This is a genomic window from Streptomyces sp. NPDC005496, from assembly GCF_042872045.1.
Classification (GTDB): domain Bacteria; phylum Actinomycetota; class Actinomycetes; order Streptomycetales; family Streptomycetaceae; genus Streptomyces.
In genome coordinates, this window is the sequence record NZ_JBIAJQ010000002.1 from 295,249 (window position 1) to 310,349 (window position 15,101).

Consider the following 15,101-nt stretch of genomic DNA (forward strand, 5'->3'; position numbering starts at 1 on the left):
AATCTGGCGGTCCGATCGAGCACTCCACCAGGTCGGCGGCGCGTACGCCCCGCGAGCGTACGCGGTGACGGACTGGACAGTACCGTTCACGTTCCGTGACCATGAGCCCGGGAGGTGACCGGGGTGGTCGATGGAGTGGTGGGCGCGGGCGCGAGCGAACCGGAGTCGTCCGACAGTCTGCGGACCTTCGGTGCGGTGGTCCAGGCGCTGCGGGAGCACGCCGGGCTGAGCCGGGAGGAGTTCGCGGACCTGGTGCGGTTCTCCAAACACACCGTGGCGTCGGTGGAGTTGGGCAGGCGGATGCCGGACCCCGCCCTGGTGGACCGGGCGGAGGAGGTACTGGGCAACACGGGCGCCCTGCGGAGGGCGGCGGGCCATCTGGCACGCCAGCCGGGACTGGCGGCGTGGTTCAGGCAGTGGGCGCGGATGGAGTCCGTGGCGGTCACGCTGTGCACGTACGAGTGCCGGCTGATCCCTGGGCTGCTGCAGACCGAGGCCTACGCACGGCAGTTGTTCGACGATCAGCTGCCGCCACTGCACAACGAGCAGATCGAGGTCCAGTGGGCCGCGCGAGCCGATCGGCAGCGCCTGCTGCTGGAGCGGCCGAACACGACGTTCAGCTTCATCCTGGAGGAGCAGTTGCTCCTGCGCCGTACCGGAGGAGTGGAGTGCACCCGGGAACTCCTCGGGCATCTGCTGGAGATGGCCGGACTCAGAAACATCGAGATCCAGATCATGCCGTTGCAACGGGAGTCACATGCCGGTCTGGCGGGACCCATCCAGCTCCTGGAGACGCCCGACGCCAAGTGGTACGCGTACAACGAGGGCCAGCGCGGCGGCCTGCTCTTCACCGACTCGAAAGAGGTCAGCGTCTTGCAGCGGCGTTATGCCAGGATGCGTTCGCAAGCTCTCACTTTCGAAGACTCCGTGAGTCTGTTGCAGCGGATGCGAGGAGCCTTATGAGCACCGGCGAACTGGTCTGGTTCAAGTCGACCTACAGCAGCAGCGGCGACGGCGACTGCGTCGAGGTCGCCCTCACCCCCGTCGCCGTGCACGTCCGTGACTCCAAGGACCGGACGGGCCCGCGGCTCGAGCTCTCCCCGGCCGCCTGGGGCGAGTTCGTGTCGCGGGCCCGGCTCGGCTAGCTCTCGGCCGGGGCCGACGGGCGGGGCTCCGGGCGGCCGGTCTAGCCGGCGAAGGCGGGCTGGGCGAGGCCTTTCCCGGCACCGGGGACCACCAGCACCGAACCGCTGAGCGGATGCGGTGCCTCAAGTCCCGTACGGGCGGTGGTGATGTACAGGTCGGTCAGGTCCGCGCCGCCGAACGCGCAGGCGGTGGGGCGCGGGACCGGCAGCTCCACGACCCGGTCCAGCTCGCCGGACGGGGTGTAGCGGCGGACCGCCCCGCCGTCCCACAGGGCCACCCACACACAGCCCCCGGCGTCCACGGTGAGGCCGTCGGGAGACCCGGAGCCGTCCTCGATCCGGGCGAACGGGCGCCGGTTCACCGGCACTTGGTCCTCACCCACGTCGAAGACGTCGATCCGGCGGGTCGGCGAGTCGATGTAGTACATCAGCCGTCCGTCGGGGCTCCACCCGGCGCCGTTGCTGACGGCGACGTCGTCGAGCACGGTGCGCACGGTGCCGTCGGGAGCGATCCGGGACAGCGTGCCGCCGCCCGGCGCCTCGTCGTACCGCATGGTGCCGGTCCACAACGAGCCGTCGGGGGCGACGGCGGCGTCGTTGCCCCGGCGGCCGGGGACGGGCTCGCGGTGCAGCCAGCGGAAGCCCTCCCCGGAGCCCGGCGGCCCGTAGAGCGCCACCCCGTCCCGGAGGTTGACCACCAGACCGCCGCCCGCGCGCGGTTTGGCGGCGCCGACGTGCTGCTCGGTGGCCATGACCGTGGTGCGGCCGGACACCGGGTCGTACGTGTGCACCCGGGAGCCGAGGATGTCGACCCAGACCAGCCGCTGCCCGGCGGTGTCCCACGTGGGGCCCTCACCGAGCGCCGCGTACGCGCGGACCGCGACCTCGGCGCTCATGCCACGCTCCGGTAGCCGAGCCGCTCGGACAGATCGGCGGCGCCCTTCGCGGCCAGCTGCTCCAGCTCGCCGAGCCGGTCGTCGCTCCAGCGGATCATCGGGACGGAGATGGAGAGCGCGGCGACGACCTGCCCGGTGCGGTCCCGCACGGGGGCCGCGACGCAGCTGACGTCCGGGTTGGACTCCCGGCTCTCCACCGCGACGCCGCGCCGGCGGATCTCGGCGAGGGCCTCGCGCAGGGCGCCGGGCTCGGTGATGCTGTTCGGCGTCATCGCGGCCAGCGCCGAGTCGTCCGGGATGCGCGAGCTCAGCTCGGAGTCGGGCAGCGAGGCCAGCAGCATCTTGCCCACGGAGGTGCAGTGCGCGGGCAGCCGGCGTCCGGCGGCCGACACCATGCGCACCGCGTGCGTGGAGTCCACCTTCGCGATGTAGATGACGTCGGTGCCTTCGAGGATCGCCACGTGCACGGTCTCGTCGCAGGTCTCGGCGACCGAGCGGGCGACCTGCTGGCCCTCGGCGGCGAGGTCCAGCTGCTCGGCGTAGCGGCTGCCGAGCTGGTACGGCCGCACCCCGAGCCGGTAGCGTCCGGGCTGACCCGGCACCTGGACGATGTACGACCGGGCGGCGAGGGTGGTGACCAGCTCGTGCACGGTGGTGCGGGGCAGCTGGAGCTTGCGCACGATGTCGGGCGCGGAGAGTGTGCCGTCTCCGTCCAGGAAGAGCTCGAGTATGTCGAGAGCGCGGGTCACGGCAGGTACGAGGCGTCCCACGAGCGGCCCCTCCCTTGTGTTCGAAATTTCAACAGACGATCGGGATGACGAACACAGGCTAGTCATATGGGCTGGGCCGGGCAATGGGCGGACGGGGGCGGACGTCCGGACCGGGTGCGGGCGGGGACGGAACCGGGTGCGGGCGGGGCCGGAACGGGTGCGGGCGCAGACCCGCGGGGCGGCCGAGGGGTGGGCCGCCGCGACTCCACGCCCAGGGGTCGGGCGGCGGCCCGCACCGGCGGGGAGTCTTATTCGGGGACCGCCGACGAGACGGACCGGGGTCCGACCGGAGCCGGCCTCTTCCTCACCGGCACGGCGGTCTGCCCCTCCGGTCCTCTCATCCCGGTCATCCCCGTCGGGCCCCGTCAGCGTCTGCCGCGGGCCACCCCCAGCTCTCCCCTCAGCCGTTGTGCGCGCAGGACGAGTTCCAGCTCGAAGCGGCGGTCCGGGTCGTCGACCTCGTCGCCCCACAGCTCCCTGATCTGCCGCAGCCGGTAGCGGACGGTCTGCGGATGGACCCCGAGCCGGGCGGCGACCTCGGGGGCGCCACCGCGTGTCTCCAGCCAGGCCAGCATGGTCTCCGCGAGCCGGCGGCCGTGGGTGGGACCGCAGTGCGCGAGCGGGGCCAGGCAGCGCAGCGCGAGGTCGTCGATCAGCTCCTCGGGCTGGAGCAGGACCAGGGCCTCCGTGTGTTCCGTGCAGTGCAGCACCTCGCCGCCCGGCAGCAGCCGCCGCTCCATGAGCCGTACCGCCGCCTCCGCCCAGCGCAGCGACTTCGCCGCGTCGACCAGCGGGACCGGCGGCCCGATCGCCCCGGCCCAGCCGGTGAGCGCGCGGTGCAGGAGTTCGGGGCGGCCCGCCGCGTCCGGTTCCGGCACGACCATGCGGGGCTGCTCGTACTCCATGTCGAGCAGGACGCTCTGGCCCACGGCGGGGGCGACGGCCTCGCGCGCCGGGCGCAGCAGCACCCCGACCGCGACCTTGGCGGGCAGCGGCCAGCCGATCCGGGCGGCGCGTTCGGCGAGCGCGTCGGTCGGGTCGCCCCTGGTGTGCTCGGCGAGGAGCAGCTCCATGAGGCGGCGCTGGAGACGCAGCCGCTCGCCGGCCTGGCGGGCCGCCGCCTCCGCGTAGCCGCGCACGGACTGGTCGACCAGCCCGTCGAGATACTCGTAGCCCGCGTCGACGAGTTCGTACATCGCCGGTGGCGGGATCTCGACGCGCTGCCCGATCTCGGCGAACCGGCGCCAGGCGAGCCGCACCCCGAGCCGGTAGATCGCCTGGAGCGAGTCGAGGCTGCGGCCGTTCAGCCCCTCGCCGCGGCCGAACTCCTGGAAGACCTCGGGGGGAACGCGCGGGCGCCCCTCGGCGGTCTCCAGGTGCTGGACGAAGACCTCGATCGCCCGTCGGATGCCGATCAGCGCCATCGGTTCGCCGGAGTCGTCGAGCACGACGGGCAGATGCGGGTACTCCCGGCGGATCTCCCTCAGGATCTCCTCGGCGAGCACGGGGGCCTCCGCCATCGCCAGCGCGGCGAACTGCCGTACCTGAAGGCGCGGAACGTCACGCCAGGCCGAGCGCGCGGTGACCGTCCCCGGGCGGGAGGTCACGGTCAGCGCTCCCGGGCGGCATGCTCGTACGTGATCAGCGGGGTGTCGGGCTGGTCCGGAGTGGCGTCGAGCAGCGCCACGATGCCGAACGCGGCGCCCACGGCGAGGGCGGCGGCGGCCACCACGGTCAACGCGGCGGCGAGCAGTCTGGACATCGCAGGGTCAGCCTCTCTGTCGGAGGTCGTCCCCACCCCGGCCACCCGGCCCGAAGGCCGCGCGTCCTGCCTGCCCCGTACCGGCCCCGTCCGGCAAGTGCCCAGTCTCGACAATGCATTGACACTTCGTCAAGGGTGCGCCTACGGTTCCCGGCCCATACCGCACGTGCACTTTCCCTCCTGGTGTCGACGCACGCGTATCCGCTCGTACCACCACGTATCACGCGTGTGCCGAGCCGACTCAAGCCACTGGAGTGCCCGGATGCGCCGGACCGCCCGCCCGTCTCCCGACCACCACCCCGCACGGAGGCCCTTCCGGGCGCGCCCGCCCGTCTCCGTCTCCCTCCTCCTGCTGGGCCTCGGCACCTTCCTGCTGGTACTGGCCCCGATGCTCGCGTGGTACGTGCAGCCGCGCGCCGCCGTGAACCCCGTCGACATCGACACCACCGCGGTCTACACCGGCACCGGCAGCGTCTTCGACGTCGAGAAGGTCGAGACCGTCCCGGACCAGCGGATCACCGTCACCCAGCGGGTGCGCGGCGACGTCGCCGACAGCGAGCGCAGCGGCAGAGCGGTCTGGGACGTGACGACGACGGTCGACACGGACAAGTCGCTGCCCGCGGCCGACCCGCACGACGCCCTGGAGTTCATGCCGCACCGGTGGGTCACCGACCGCAGGACCAACGCCCCGGTGCACTGCTGCCGGGAGAAGCCGTACATCCAGGGCGAGGCCTACCTCAAGTTCCCCTTCGACGTGCAGAAACGCGCCTACCGCTGGTGGGACAACTCCCTCGGCGCGACGGTCACCCTGCACTACCGGGGCACCAAGAAGGTCCAGGGGTACGAGGGTTACCGCTTCACCGGCACCGTGCCGGCCACCAGGACCGGGACCAGGCTCGTACCGGGCGCGATCGTCGGGCAGCCCGAGCGCAGTCAGGTGCTCGCCGAGGAGTGGTACGCCAACCACCTCGTCGAGCTCGTCGTCGACCAGCGCACGGGCCGGGTGCTCTACGCGCAGGTCGGTCCCCGCAGGACACTGCGCGCCCCGGGCGCCGCGAAGGACGCGGCGGTGCTCCTGGACAGCAGGAAGCTCGCCTTCACCACCGCCACCCAGAAGGACCAGGTGAAACAGGCGAAGTCGGAGAGCGGCCAACTGCGCATGCTGGGCCAGACGTTGCCCGTGGGGGCCGCGGTACTGGGCTTCCTGCTCGCCGCGGCGGGAGCCGTTTTGGTGCTGCGCGGGCGACCGCGTCCCGATACGCCCGACTCCTCCCGTTCAGCCCTCACGAAGTGATGTGCCGTCAGCTCCACAAAGCCCCGAAATTGTCACGCCGGTGAGTAGCAGCAACGAACGGCTGGGCGAAAACTGTCCACCCCACCCGAACACAGCCCGGTCACACCCCCACCACAGCCGGCCCCGTTTCCCCCCACGGAACGGAACCGACCGAGAACCGAGACCCCGACCGGCGGACCGAAGATCCGCACCCGCTCCACGCCCCTCCCCCCACGCTGAGTTCCGCACCCTGAGACGAGTTGGAGCACCCATGCCCCAGCACGTGCCTTCCTCGCTGCGCGACGCGTTCCCGCGCTCCGCGCAGTACCCCCCGGCGCTCCCCCCACACCCGCGCCGCATCGTCTTCCTCGCGCACCGCGACCTCGGGAACCCCGCCGCCGGCGGCTCCGAACTCCTGGTCGACCGGCTCGCCGACGGACTCACCCGGCTCGGCCACCAGGTCACGCTGCTGTGCGGAGGACCCGCGTCCTACCGCGACTACCGGGTCGTCTCGGCGGGCGGCGACCTCGGCCACTACCTGCGCGCCCGCTCCGCCTTCCGGCGTCAGGTCGGCGACTGCGACCTGCTGGTCGAGGTGTGCAACGGAATGCCGTACCTGGCCCCGCTGTGGCACCGCGGACCCACGCTGTGCCTGGTCAACCACGTCCACACCGATCTGTGGCGGATGCGCTTCGGCGGTCCGCTCGCGCCGGCCGCCCGGCTCGGCCGCAGACTCGAACACTGGGCGCTGACCGGTGCGCAGCGGCGCAACCTGGTGGTCGCCGTCTCCCCCTCGACCGCGCAGGCGCTGCGCGCGATCGGGGTCGAGCGGGACCGGATCCGGGTCGTGCACAACGGGGTCGAGGAGCCCGGGCCGCGGTCCCCGCGCTCGCCGGAGCCGCTGTTCCTGGCGATGGGACGGCTCGTCGAGTACAAGCGGATCGACCTGTTGCTGCGGCTGTGGGAGCGGGTCCGTCCGGTCACCGGCGGCCGGCTGGTGATCGTCGGCGAGGGCCCCGAGCGGGAGCGGCTGGAACGGCTCGCGGGTCCGGGCGTCGAGTTCGCCGGCCGGGTGTCGGAGGCCGAGAAGCACCGGCTGCTGTGCGCGGCGTGGCTGCTGCTGCACCCCTCGGCGGTCGAGGGGTGGGGCCTGGTCGTCACCGAGGCCGCCACCCGGGAGACCCCGGCGATCGCCTTCGACGTCCCCGGGCTGCGGGACTCCGTGGTGGACGGCGAGACGGGGGTGCTGGCGCGCGGCGAGTCCTCCTTCGCGGCGGCCTGGTGCACCCTCGCGCTCAGCGGCCACCGGCGCGCCCGGATGGGCGCCGCCGCCCGTGAGCACGCCGCCCGGTACCGCTGGAACCACACGGTCCGCCGGTTCGGAGCGGTGGCCGCGGAGGCGGTGAGGAGCTGGACGCCGTGAGCACCCCGAGGGGTATGGGTGCGGGTACCGGTGCCGGTACCGGTCCGGGTACCAACACTGGTGCTGATGCAGGTGCTGGTCCGGGTGCCGGTGCCGGTGCCCATGCCGGTGCCGGTACGGGTACCAACACCGGTACCGATGCAGGTGCTGGTCCGGGTGCCGGTGCCGGTGCCCCTGCCGGTGCCGATCCGGGTGCCAACGCCGGTACCGATGCAGGTGCTGGTCCGGGCGCCGGTGCCGGTGCCCATGCCGGTGCCGATCCGGGTGCCAACGCCGGTACCGATGCAGGTGCTGGTCCGGGTGCCGGTGCCGGTGCCCATGCCGGTGCCGATCCGGGTGCCAACGCCGGTACCGATGCCGGTGCCGGCCCGGGTGCCGGGGCGAAGGGGCCTGGCGGGACCGGGTTCAAAGATCCCTCGCTGCGGCGGTCCCTCGCTCTCTTCCGGGCCTTCCGGCACGAGCAGGACGACCCCGCCGCCTGCTACTCGCTGCTCGCCCGCGACGCCGCCGACCAGGTCGAGGCGTACGGCCCCGTCCGCGGCCGTACCGTCGTGGACGTCGGCGGCGGGGGCGGTTACTTCACCGCGGAGTTCCGCCGCCGCGGCGCGCAGGCGTACCTCTTCGAACCCGACGTCGCGGAGCTGGGCCGGAAACCGCCGGACGGGGCGGTCGTCGCCGACGGATACCTGCTGCCGCTGGCCGACGGGGTCGCCGACGTCTGCTTCTCCTCCAACGTCCTGGAGCACGTGGCCGACCCGCAGACCTTCCTCAGCGAGATGGTGCGGGTGACCCGGCCCGGCGGGCTGATCTACGTCTCCTTCACCAACTGGCTCTCCCCGTGGGGCGGTCACGAGTGGGCGCCCTGGCACTACCTCGGCGCCGAGCGGGCCCGGGCCCGCTACCGCCGCCGTACGGGCAAGCCGGCCAAGCACACCCTCGGCGAGAACCTCTTCGCCGTGCACATCGGCTCCACCCTGCGGCAGGTCCGCGCCCGTGACGACGTCGCGGTCCTCTCGGCGCGCTCCCGCTACTGGCCGTTCCTCGCGTCCGCCGTCGCGAAGGCGCCGGGACTGCGCGAGTTCGCCACCTGGAACCTCCTCCTCATCCTCCGGCGGTGTCCACCATGACGAGCACGGTCCAGGCCCCACCCCCGGCAGCCGTCCGCCCCGCCGCCACCGCCTCCGGCCCCCCGGAGGGTCCGCGGTCGCGGCGGTGGCTGCTGGGGTTCTGGGCCGTGGTGTTCGTGCTGTTCCTGGCCGTGCACCCCGGCCGGACGACCTTCGACACCAAGCTCGGTGTCGCGCTGGACCCCTGGCAGTTCCTCTCCGACCTCGGCCAGCTGTGGCACGACCGGGGCGGTTTCGGCGGCCTCCAGGACCAGTACGTCGGCTACGCCTGGCCGATGCTGCCGTTCTACGGCCTGTGCAAGCTGGTCCACCTGCCGGTGTGGCTGGCGGAGCGGCTGTGGCTGTCGGTCGTCGTGTCCGTCGCGTTCTGGGGCGCGCTGCGGCTGGCGGAGCGGCTGCGCGTCGGCACGTCCGCGTCCCGGCTGCTCGCCGCGACGGCGTACGCGCTGTGGCCGGTCTTCACGATCGTCGTCGGCTCCACCTCGGCCGCCGCCCTGCCGGGCGCCTTCCTGCCGTGGGTGCTGCTGCCGCTGACCGACGGGCGGTACGCCGCCCGGATCGCCGCGCTGCGCTCCGCGCTGATCGTCCCCTTCATGGGCGGGGTGAACGCGGCCGCGACCCTGGCCTCCCTGCTGCCCGTCGGCCTGTACCTGCTCTCGCGTCCGCGCGGCCCCCGGCAGCGCAAGCTCATCGCCTGGTGGGTGCCGGGCGTGCTGCTGGCGACGGCCTGGTGGGTGATCCCCCTGCTGCTGCTCGGCGTCTACGGGGAGAACTTCCTCCCGTACGTGGAGACCTCGCAGACGACGACGGCCACCATGTCCGCCACCGAGACCCTGCGCGGCGCCGGGAACTGGGTCGCCTATCTGCACTTCGGCGAGGCCTGGCTGCCGGCCGGCTGGACCGTCGTCTCCTCGGTGGCCGTGGTGCTCTGCTCGGCGCTCGCCGCGGGCCTCGGCCTCGCCGGTCTCGCGAGACGGGACCTGCCGGAGCGCCGGTGGCTGGTGCTGACCGTGCTCACGGTCGCCCTCATCACGCTGGCGGGGTACGGCGGTTCGCTCGGCGCGCCCTTCCACGGCACCGTCCAGGACTGGCTGAACGGCGGGCTCGTCCCCTTCCGCAACATCTACAAGTTCCAGACGGGACTCGCTCTCGCGCTCGTGCTCGGGCTGGCCCATCTGGTCGGCGTGGCCTCCTCCGAACGCGGGGCCCGCCGGGTGCGCGGACGCCGTCTCGCCCCGCTGGTCGCGGCGGTCCTGGTCCTGCCGGGGCTCGCCTGGCCGTATCTCAACGGGTCGATCCTGAACCCGGGTTCGTTCCGGGAGCTGCCCCGGTACTGGCAGAGCACGGCCGACTGGCTGGAGAAGTACTCGCCGGACTCCCGGGCCCTCGTCGTGCCGGCCACCGCGCACGGCCTCTACACCTGGGGCTCCCCCGTCGACCAGCCGCTCGACGTCCTCGCCGGCTCCCGCTGGGCGCAGCGGGACTACGTCCCCTTCGGCACCCCCGGCAACCGCCGGGCCATGGACGCGGTGGAGCAGTCCCTGATGACGGGCGCCGAGGTGCCGGGCCTGGCCGACTACCTGAGCCGGGCCGGCCTCTACTACGTCGTCGTCCGCAACGACCTCGACCCCGACCAGCTCGGCTACGTCCCCACCGCGACCGTGAAGCGGACCCTGGAGCAGTCCGGGTACCGGCGGGTCACCGGCCTCGGGCCCGTGACGACCGGCGGCCGGATCGCGGAGGACACCCCGTTGCAGGTCGAGGGCCTGTACCCGCGCCAGCGCGCCGTCGAGATCTACGAGCCGGCGGACGCGGACGTCCCGCGGCCCGGGCAGGCCGGGCTGAAGGCGGTCGCCGACACCGCCGTCGTCTCCGGCGGACCCGAGGCGCTGCTCCCGCTGTCCGCCGAACCCGGGATGCGGAACAGGGCCGCGGTGCTGACCGGTGACAGCCACCCCGGTCTCGGCACCCCGCCGGTGCAGGTGCTCGGCGACGGGCTGCGCCGGGCCGACACCCGCTTCGGCCTCGTCAACTCCAACACCTCGTACACGTACACGCGTGACCAGCGCAACGACGAGGACAGCGCACAGGACGCGGGTGAGAAGCCGCACCAGATCCTGCCGGCGACGGGCCTGGAGCACCAGACGGTGGCCGAGCTGCGCGGCGCCCGCTCGGTGACCGCCTCGTCGAGCGGCAACTGGCTGTTCCACCTGCCCCAGTACGACCCCGTGAACGCCTTCGACGGCAATCCCGGCACCGCCTGGGCCGAGGGCGCGGCGAAGTCGGCCGACGGGCAGTGGCTGCGCATCGGCTTCACCGGTTCCGTGGACGTGCCGTCGTCGTTCCGGGTGACGCCGCTGCCGCAGGACGGGGTGCGGTCGGCGCCCACCCGCGTGCGGATCGAGACGGAGAAGGGCACCGCGACCAGCTTCCTCCAGCCGAACGGCATGACCCAGCGCGTCAAGGCCCCGGCCGGGGAGACGAGTTGGCTGAAGGTCACGATCGTCGGCTCCACCGCGCGGCACCCCGGCCTCACCGGCGCCGGCTTCTCCGAGATCGACCTCCCCGACGTCCAGGTGACGCGGCTGCTGCGGCTCCCGACGGACGCCGCCGGCTCGGACGCCGCCGCCGGGATCGTCTCGCTGCACCGCACGTCCGACCCGACCGGGCTGTCCCCGACGGGCACCGAGGCGGGCCTGCACCGCCGGTTCACGGCCTCGGCCGCCGGCAGCTACGAGGTGCGGGCGAGCGCGGTCCCCGTCCCCGGCGAGGAACTGGACCGGCTGCTCTACGAGGTCGCGCCGGGGCAGCGGAGCCGGATCGTCGCCACGGCGGACTCCACGGCCCGGCTCGGCAGCGGACTGTCGGCCCGCAACCTCACCGACGGCGACCTGACGACGGCGTGGATCGCGGGCGGCAGCCCCGTCATCCACCTGCGCTGGCCGGACAAGCAGGCGGTCGGCTCGATCGTGCTGGCCCCGGCGGGCGGCCTGTCCACCCGGCCCACGAAGATCAGCATCAGCTCCCCGGACGGCGCGGCGATCGCCGGGGTCGACGAGAACGGCTGGGCCCGCTTCGACCCGATCACGACCGACCGGCTCGACATCACCGTGACGGAGAGCGCGCCGCTCACCGTCCACAACCCGGTGGCGGACGACGACCTGCAACTGCCGGTCGGCCTCACCGAGGCGTACATCCCGGCCCTCGACCAGTACCGCACCCGGCAGCCCTCGCCGTCCCGGACCTTCTCGCTCCCGTGCGGGAAGGGGCCGGTCCTCGCGGTCGACGGCGAGTTGTACGAGACGGCCGCGAAGGGCACGGTACGGGACCTGACCGAGCGCCGTCCGATCGAGCTGACGCTCTGTCAGGAAGGCGCGGCGGACGCGGCGCTGCAACTGGGCACCGGCGCCCACCGCGTCGAGGCCGGGGACGCGGGTCCGCTCGCCGTGACCGACGTGACGCTGACCCACGGGACGGTGGCGGAGGCGTCCACGGCCGGCCGCGACCTGCGCGTACGCGACTGGCTCGGCGACCGGCGCACGCTCACCGTCGGCTCCGGCGCGGCCTCCTACCTGACGACGTACGAGAACTTCAACGACGGCTGGGAGGCGACGCTGGACGGCAGGAAGCTCACGCCGGTCCGGCTCGACGGCTGGCAGCAGGGCTGGCGGATCCCGGCCGGCGCTGGCGGCACCGTCAAGCTGTCGTACGGCCCCTCGACCGTCTACGAGGCCGGGCTGATCGGCGGTGTCGTCGCCGTGGCGCTGCTCGCCGGGCTCGTCCTGTGGCGCCGCCGCTCACCCGACCCCGACGAGCCGGGGCCCGTACCGCCGGGCCCGGGTCCGTGGCTGGGCGTGGTCGCGCTCACGCTCGTGGGGATCGTGATCGCCGGGTTGCTCGCGCTGCTGGTCCCGCTGCTGGCGCTGCTCGCCGTGAAGCGGCACGCGCTGCTCGTGCCGGTCGCCTTCCTCGCGCTCACCGGGGCGGGGATCACCGCCGCCACCGGCGCCGGGTCACCGCCCGGGGCGGACGTCGGCGCCTTCCACCCGGTGGCCCAACTGCTCGCGCTGGTCGGCTTGTTCGCGGCGCTGGTGAGCGTGCGGGAGACCACGCCGGGGGCGGCGGGATCGACCCTGCGGTGGGAGACGCCACCGGCGTCGGAGGCCCCCACCGCTCCGCTGCCGCGCCGCCGCAGGGGCGAGCACGGCGGCCCGGGGACGGACACCCGGCGCACCGGCGGGGACCCGCCCGCGGCCCACGCCGAGAGCGCACCCGGGGAGCGGGGCTCCGCTCCCGCGGCCCCGCCGGCCTACGGGCACGGGGCCGGTCCGGCCCGCGGCCAGGACAGCGGACCCGGCGCCGCGGCTCCCGGCGGTGCGCGGGACGGCGGAGCGGGCCGGGACGGGGAGGGCGCGGGGGCGCCGCCGCCTCCGCCCGCGCCCTGGGCCCCCGCCGACGCCTCCCCCGTACCGGAGGCGCCGCCGCGGCCCGTCGCCGGGCCGACCGTCTCCGCGCGGGGGCCGGCGCGGCCCGACACCGATCCGCCCACCGCCCGGATCGGCTTCCGCAAACCGCGGCCCGCGACACCGTCCAAACACACGGACACGGACACGGACCGCCAGGGCGACACGGGGAAGGGCGAGGCCACATGACCGCTGTGCAGCATCCGGCGCGGGACGGCACGAACGGACCCGGACGGCCGCCCGCGCGCGTGCCGTTCCCCGTGGTGGACGAGGTCGCCCGGCACTGCCGGCAGGACGAGGAGCCCGAGACCGTCCACATCGAGGTCCACCTGCCCGGCCGGCTCGACCGGGCGCGTCTCACCGCGGCCTTCACGGCGGCCCTGCGGCGGCACCCCCGCATCCTGATGCGCGAGGCCGCGGGCCCCTGGTACCGGCGGCGCTATGAGTGGGAGCTGACCGGGGACCCGGACGTCGAGGTGGTGACCTTCCCGCCGCCGGGCCGCGACGCCCTCGACCGCGCACGCCGGCGGGCCCTGGACAGCGCCCCGCCGCTGACCGCGTCGCCCCCGATCCGGCTGGAGGTCGTCGAGGACGACGGCTCCCACGGCACCGTCCTGTTCCTCACCGTCAACCACACGGCGCTGGACGGCCCCGCCTGCCTGCGCGTCCTCGCCACCGCGGCCGAGCTGTACGGCGGCCGGGACAACGCCCCCGCCGCGCCGCCGGTGCGCGTGCCCGACCCCTCGCCCGCCGCCGCGCCGCAGGCCGCGTCCGGCTGGGCCCCGCCCGCCCGGGTCGCCCGCGGCACGCCCGAATCCTCGCCCGGCAACGGCCTGCTCGTCACCGAACTGCCCGTCCCACACCGCCCCAAGGGCTCCCCGTACACGGTCAACGACCAGCTGATGGTGGCCACCGCCCTGATGATCACCGACTGGAACCGGGAGCACGGCGCGCGTCCCCGCCCGCTGCGCATCACGATGCCGGTCGACGACCGTCCCCGGGGCACGGACATGCCGATCGGCAACGGCACCCGGCTCGTCGAGGTGCCCTTCGCGCCGGAGGAACTGGACCCGGCCCGGATGCGTGAGCTGCTGCGCCGTACGGCGGACCGCACGCGCGCCCTCAAGTCCCAGCCGCGCCCCCAACTCGGGCACGGCGCGGCCCTGTTGACCGCCCCGGTGGTGCCGGTCGCCTGGCGGGCCGCCGCCACCCGGGGGCTGCGCCGGGCGGTGGCGCCCTGGACGTCGACCACCCTGCTGAGCAACATCGGCCGCATCCCGTACTCGCTGGACTTCGGGGAGGACGCCGGCCGCGCGCACGCGGTCTGGTTCTCCGCGCCGGCCCGCATGCCCCGCGGCCTGACCGTCACGACCGCGTCCACCGCGGGCCGCCTGCACGTCGCCCTGCGCTGGTCGCGCTCCCTGCTCGGACACGGCGACGGCGCCCGGCTGCGCGAACTCTTCGAGCACCGTCTGCACGCGACGCAGGAGGGCCCGTGACCACGACCGCCCCGGCCCGGCGGGACCTGCGGGACTTCTACGAGGACCCGGCCGTCCCCGTCGCCTCCGGCACCCCCCGCAGCCTGCGCCAGGCCCGCATGCTGGCCGCCGCGCTCGGTCCGGCCACCGAGGGCGCGCGCACCGTCCTCGACATCGGGTGCGGCGACGGCACCGCCGCCGCCACCGCCGCCCCCTTCCTCGCCGGGCACCGGCTCGTCGGCGTCGACTGGTCCCAGGACGCCCTCAGACGTGCCCACGCCCGGCTGCCGTACGCCGTGCGCGGTGAACTCACCGACGGCGGGCTGCCGTTCGCGTCCGGGGCGGCCGACGCGGTCCTGTTCAGCGAGGTGATCGAGCACCTCGTCGACCCCGACTCCGCCCTCGACGAGATCCGGCGGGTGCTGCGCCCCGGCGGCCACCTGATGCTCTCCACCCCGAACCTCGCCGCCTGGTACAACCGCGCCCTGCTGCTCGCGGGCGTGCAGCCCGTGTTCTCCGAGGTGAGCCTGCGGGCGGTCCACGGGCGTCCGGGCCGGGAGGTCGTCGGCCATCTGCGGCTCTACACGGCGCGCGCGCTGCGGGAGTTCGTGGCCGCGTCGGGCTTCGAGGTCGTCGCACTGCGGGGCGCGCCCTTCCACGGCGTACCGCGTCCGCTGTCGCCGCTGGACCGGCTCGCCTGCGCCGTCCCCGCGGCGTCCTCGATCCTGCTGCTGCACGCGCGAAGGACGTAGCCGATGTGGTGG

General features: G+C 74.3%; 12 protein-coding genes. 8 read left to right on the forward strand and 4 right to left on the reverse strand.

Annotated features, from left to right (window positions below):
- The first annotated feature begins 123 nt into the window (after positions 1-123).
- Both ACFYQQ_RS05925 and ACFYQQ_RS05930 read left to right on the forward strand, forming a co-directional pair.
- Positions 124-963 carry a helix-turn-helix transcriptional regulator gene (locus tag ACFYQQ_RS05925; protein WP_355792514.1) on the forward strand — a complete coding sequence of 280 codons (840 nt, stop codon included), beginning with the start codon at positions 124-126 and terminating at the stop codon, positions 961-963.
- Positions 960-1,145, forward strand: coding sequence for a DUF397 domain-containing protein (locus ACFYQQ_RS05930; protein WP_355792511.1), 186 nt, complete (start codon positions 960-962; stop codon positions 1,143-1,145). The genes ACFYQQ_RS05925 and ACFYQQ_RS05930 overlap by 4 nt, the downstream gene beginning before the upstream one ends.
- Positions 1,146-1,186: 41 nt before the next feature.
- Here ACFYQQ_RS05930 and ACFYQQ_RS05935 read toward each other — a convergent pair whose 3' ends face one another.
- From ACFYQQ_RS05935 to ACFYQQ_RS05950, 4 genes are all read right to left on the reverse strand, one after another.
- Positions 1,187-2,041, reverse strand: a complete 855-nt coding sequence (locus ACFYQQ_RS05935; RefSeq protein WP_355792508.1) for an SMP-30/gluconolactonase/LRE family protein — start codon at positions 2,039-2,041, stop codon at positions 1,187-1,189.
- On the reverse strand, positions 2,038-2,811 hold the full coding sequence (locus ACFYQQ_RS05940; protein ID WP_355792505.1) for an IclR family transcriptional regulator: 774 nt from the start codon (positions 2,809-2,811) through the stop codon (positions 2,038-2,040). Before ACFYQQ_RS05940 ends, ACFYQQ_RS05935 begins: the two co-directional genes overlap by 4 nt.
- A 365-nt stretch (positions 2,812-3,176) precedes the next feature.
- On the reverse strand, positions 3,177-4,418 hold the full coding sequence (locus tag ACFYQQ_RS05945) for a helix-turn-helix domain-containing protein (protein ID WP_355790525.1): 1,242 nt from the start codon (positions 4,416-4,418) through the stop codon (positions 3,177-3,179).
- A 2-nt stretch (positions 4,419-4,420) separates the two neighbouring features.
- Complete coding sequence (locus tag ACFYQQ_RS05950; RefSeq protein ID WP_355790522.1) at positions 4,421-4,573, reverse strand: hypothetical protein; 153 nt, start codon at positions 4,571-4,573, stop codon at positions 4,421-4,423.
- Positions 4,574-4,835: 262 nt separating this feature from the next.
- On the opposite strand from ACFYQQ_RS05950, the gene ACFYQQ_RS05955 reads away from it, so the two are divergent.
- The 6 genes from ACFYQQ_RS05955 to ACFYQQ_RS05980 all read left to right on the forward strand — a co-directional run bounded on the left by ACFYQQ_RS05955 (position 4,836) and on the right by ACFYQQ_RS05980 (position 15,089).
- Positions 4,836-5,867: a DUF3068 domain-containing protein gene (locus ACFYQQ_RS05955; RefSeq protein ID WP_355790520.1), complete on the forward strand. Its 1,032-nt coding sequence runs from the start codon at positions 4,836-4,838 to the stop codon at positions 5,865-5,867.
- 250 nt (positions 5,868-6,117) lie between these two features.
- Entirely contained in the window at positions 6,118-7,269 is a 1,152-nt protein-coding gene (locus ACFYQQ_RS05960) for a glycosyltransferase family 4 protein (RefSeq protein ID WP_355790517.1), read from the forward strand.
- A 419-nt stretch (positions 7,270-7,688) separates the two neighbouring features.
- Positions 7,689-8,396: a class I SAM-dependent methyltransferase gene (locus ACFYQQ_RS05965; RefSeq protein ID WP_356168433.1), complete on the forward strand. Its 708-nt coding sequence runs from the start codon at positions 7,689-7,691 to the stop codon at positions 8,394-8,396.
- Complete coding sequence (locus ACFYQQ_RS05970; protein ID WP_388903665.1) at positions 8,393-13,048, forward strand: alpha-(1->3)-arabinofuranosyltransferase family protein; 4,656 nt, start codon at positions 8,393-8,395, stop codon at positions 13,046-13,048. Before ACFYQQ_RS05965 ends, ACFYQQ_RS05970 begins: the two co-directional genes overlap by 4 nt.
- Positions 13,045-14,358: a condensation protein gene (locus ACFYQQ_RS05975; protein WP_356168371.1), complete on the forward strand. Its 1,314-nt coding sequence runs from the start codon at positions 13,045-13,047 to the stop codon at positions 14,356-14,358. The genes ACFYQQ_RS05970 and ACFYQQ_RS05975 overlap by 4 nt, the downstream gene beginning before the upstream one ends.
- Positions 14,355-15,089 carry a class I SAM-dependent methyltransferase gene (locus ACFYQQ_RS05980; protein ID WP_355785326.1) on the forward strand — a complete coding sequence of 245 codons (735 nt, stop codon included), beginning with the start codon at positions 14,355-14,357 and terminating at the stop codon, positions 15,087-15,089. Before ACFYQQ_RS05975 ends, ACFYQQ_RS05980 begins: the two co-directional genes overlap by 4 nt.
- Positions 15,090-15,101 lie beyond the last annotated feature (12 nt).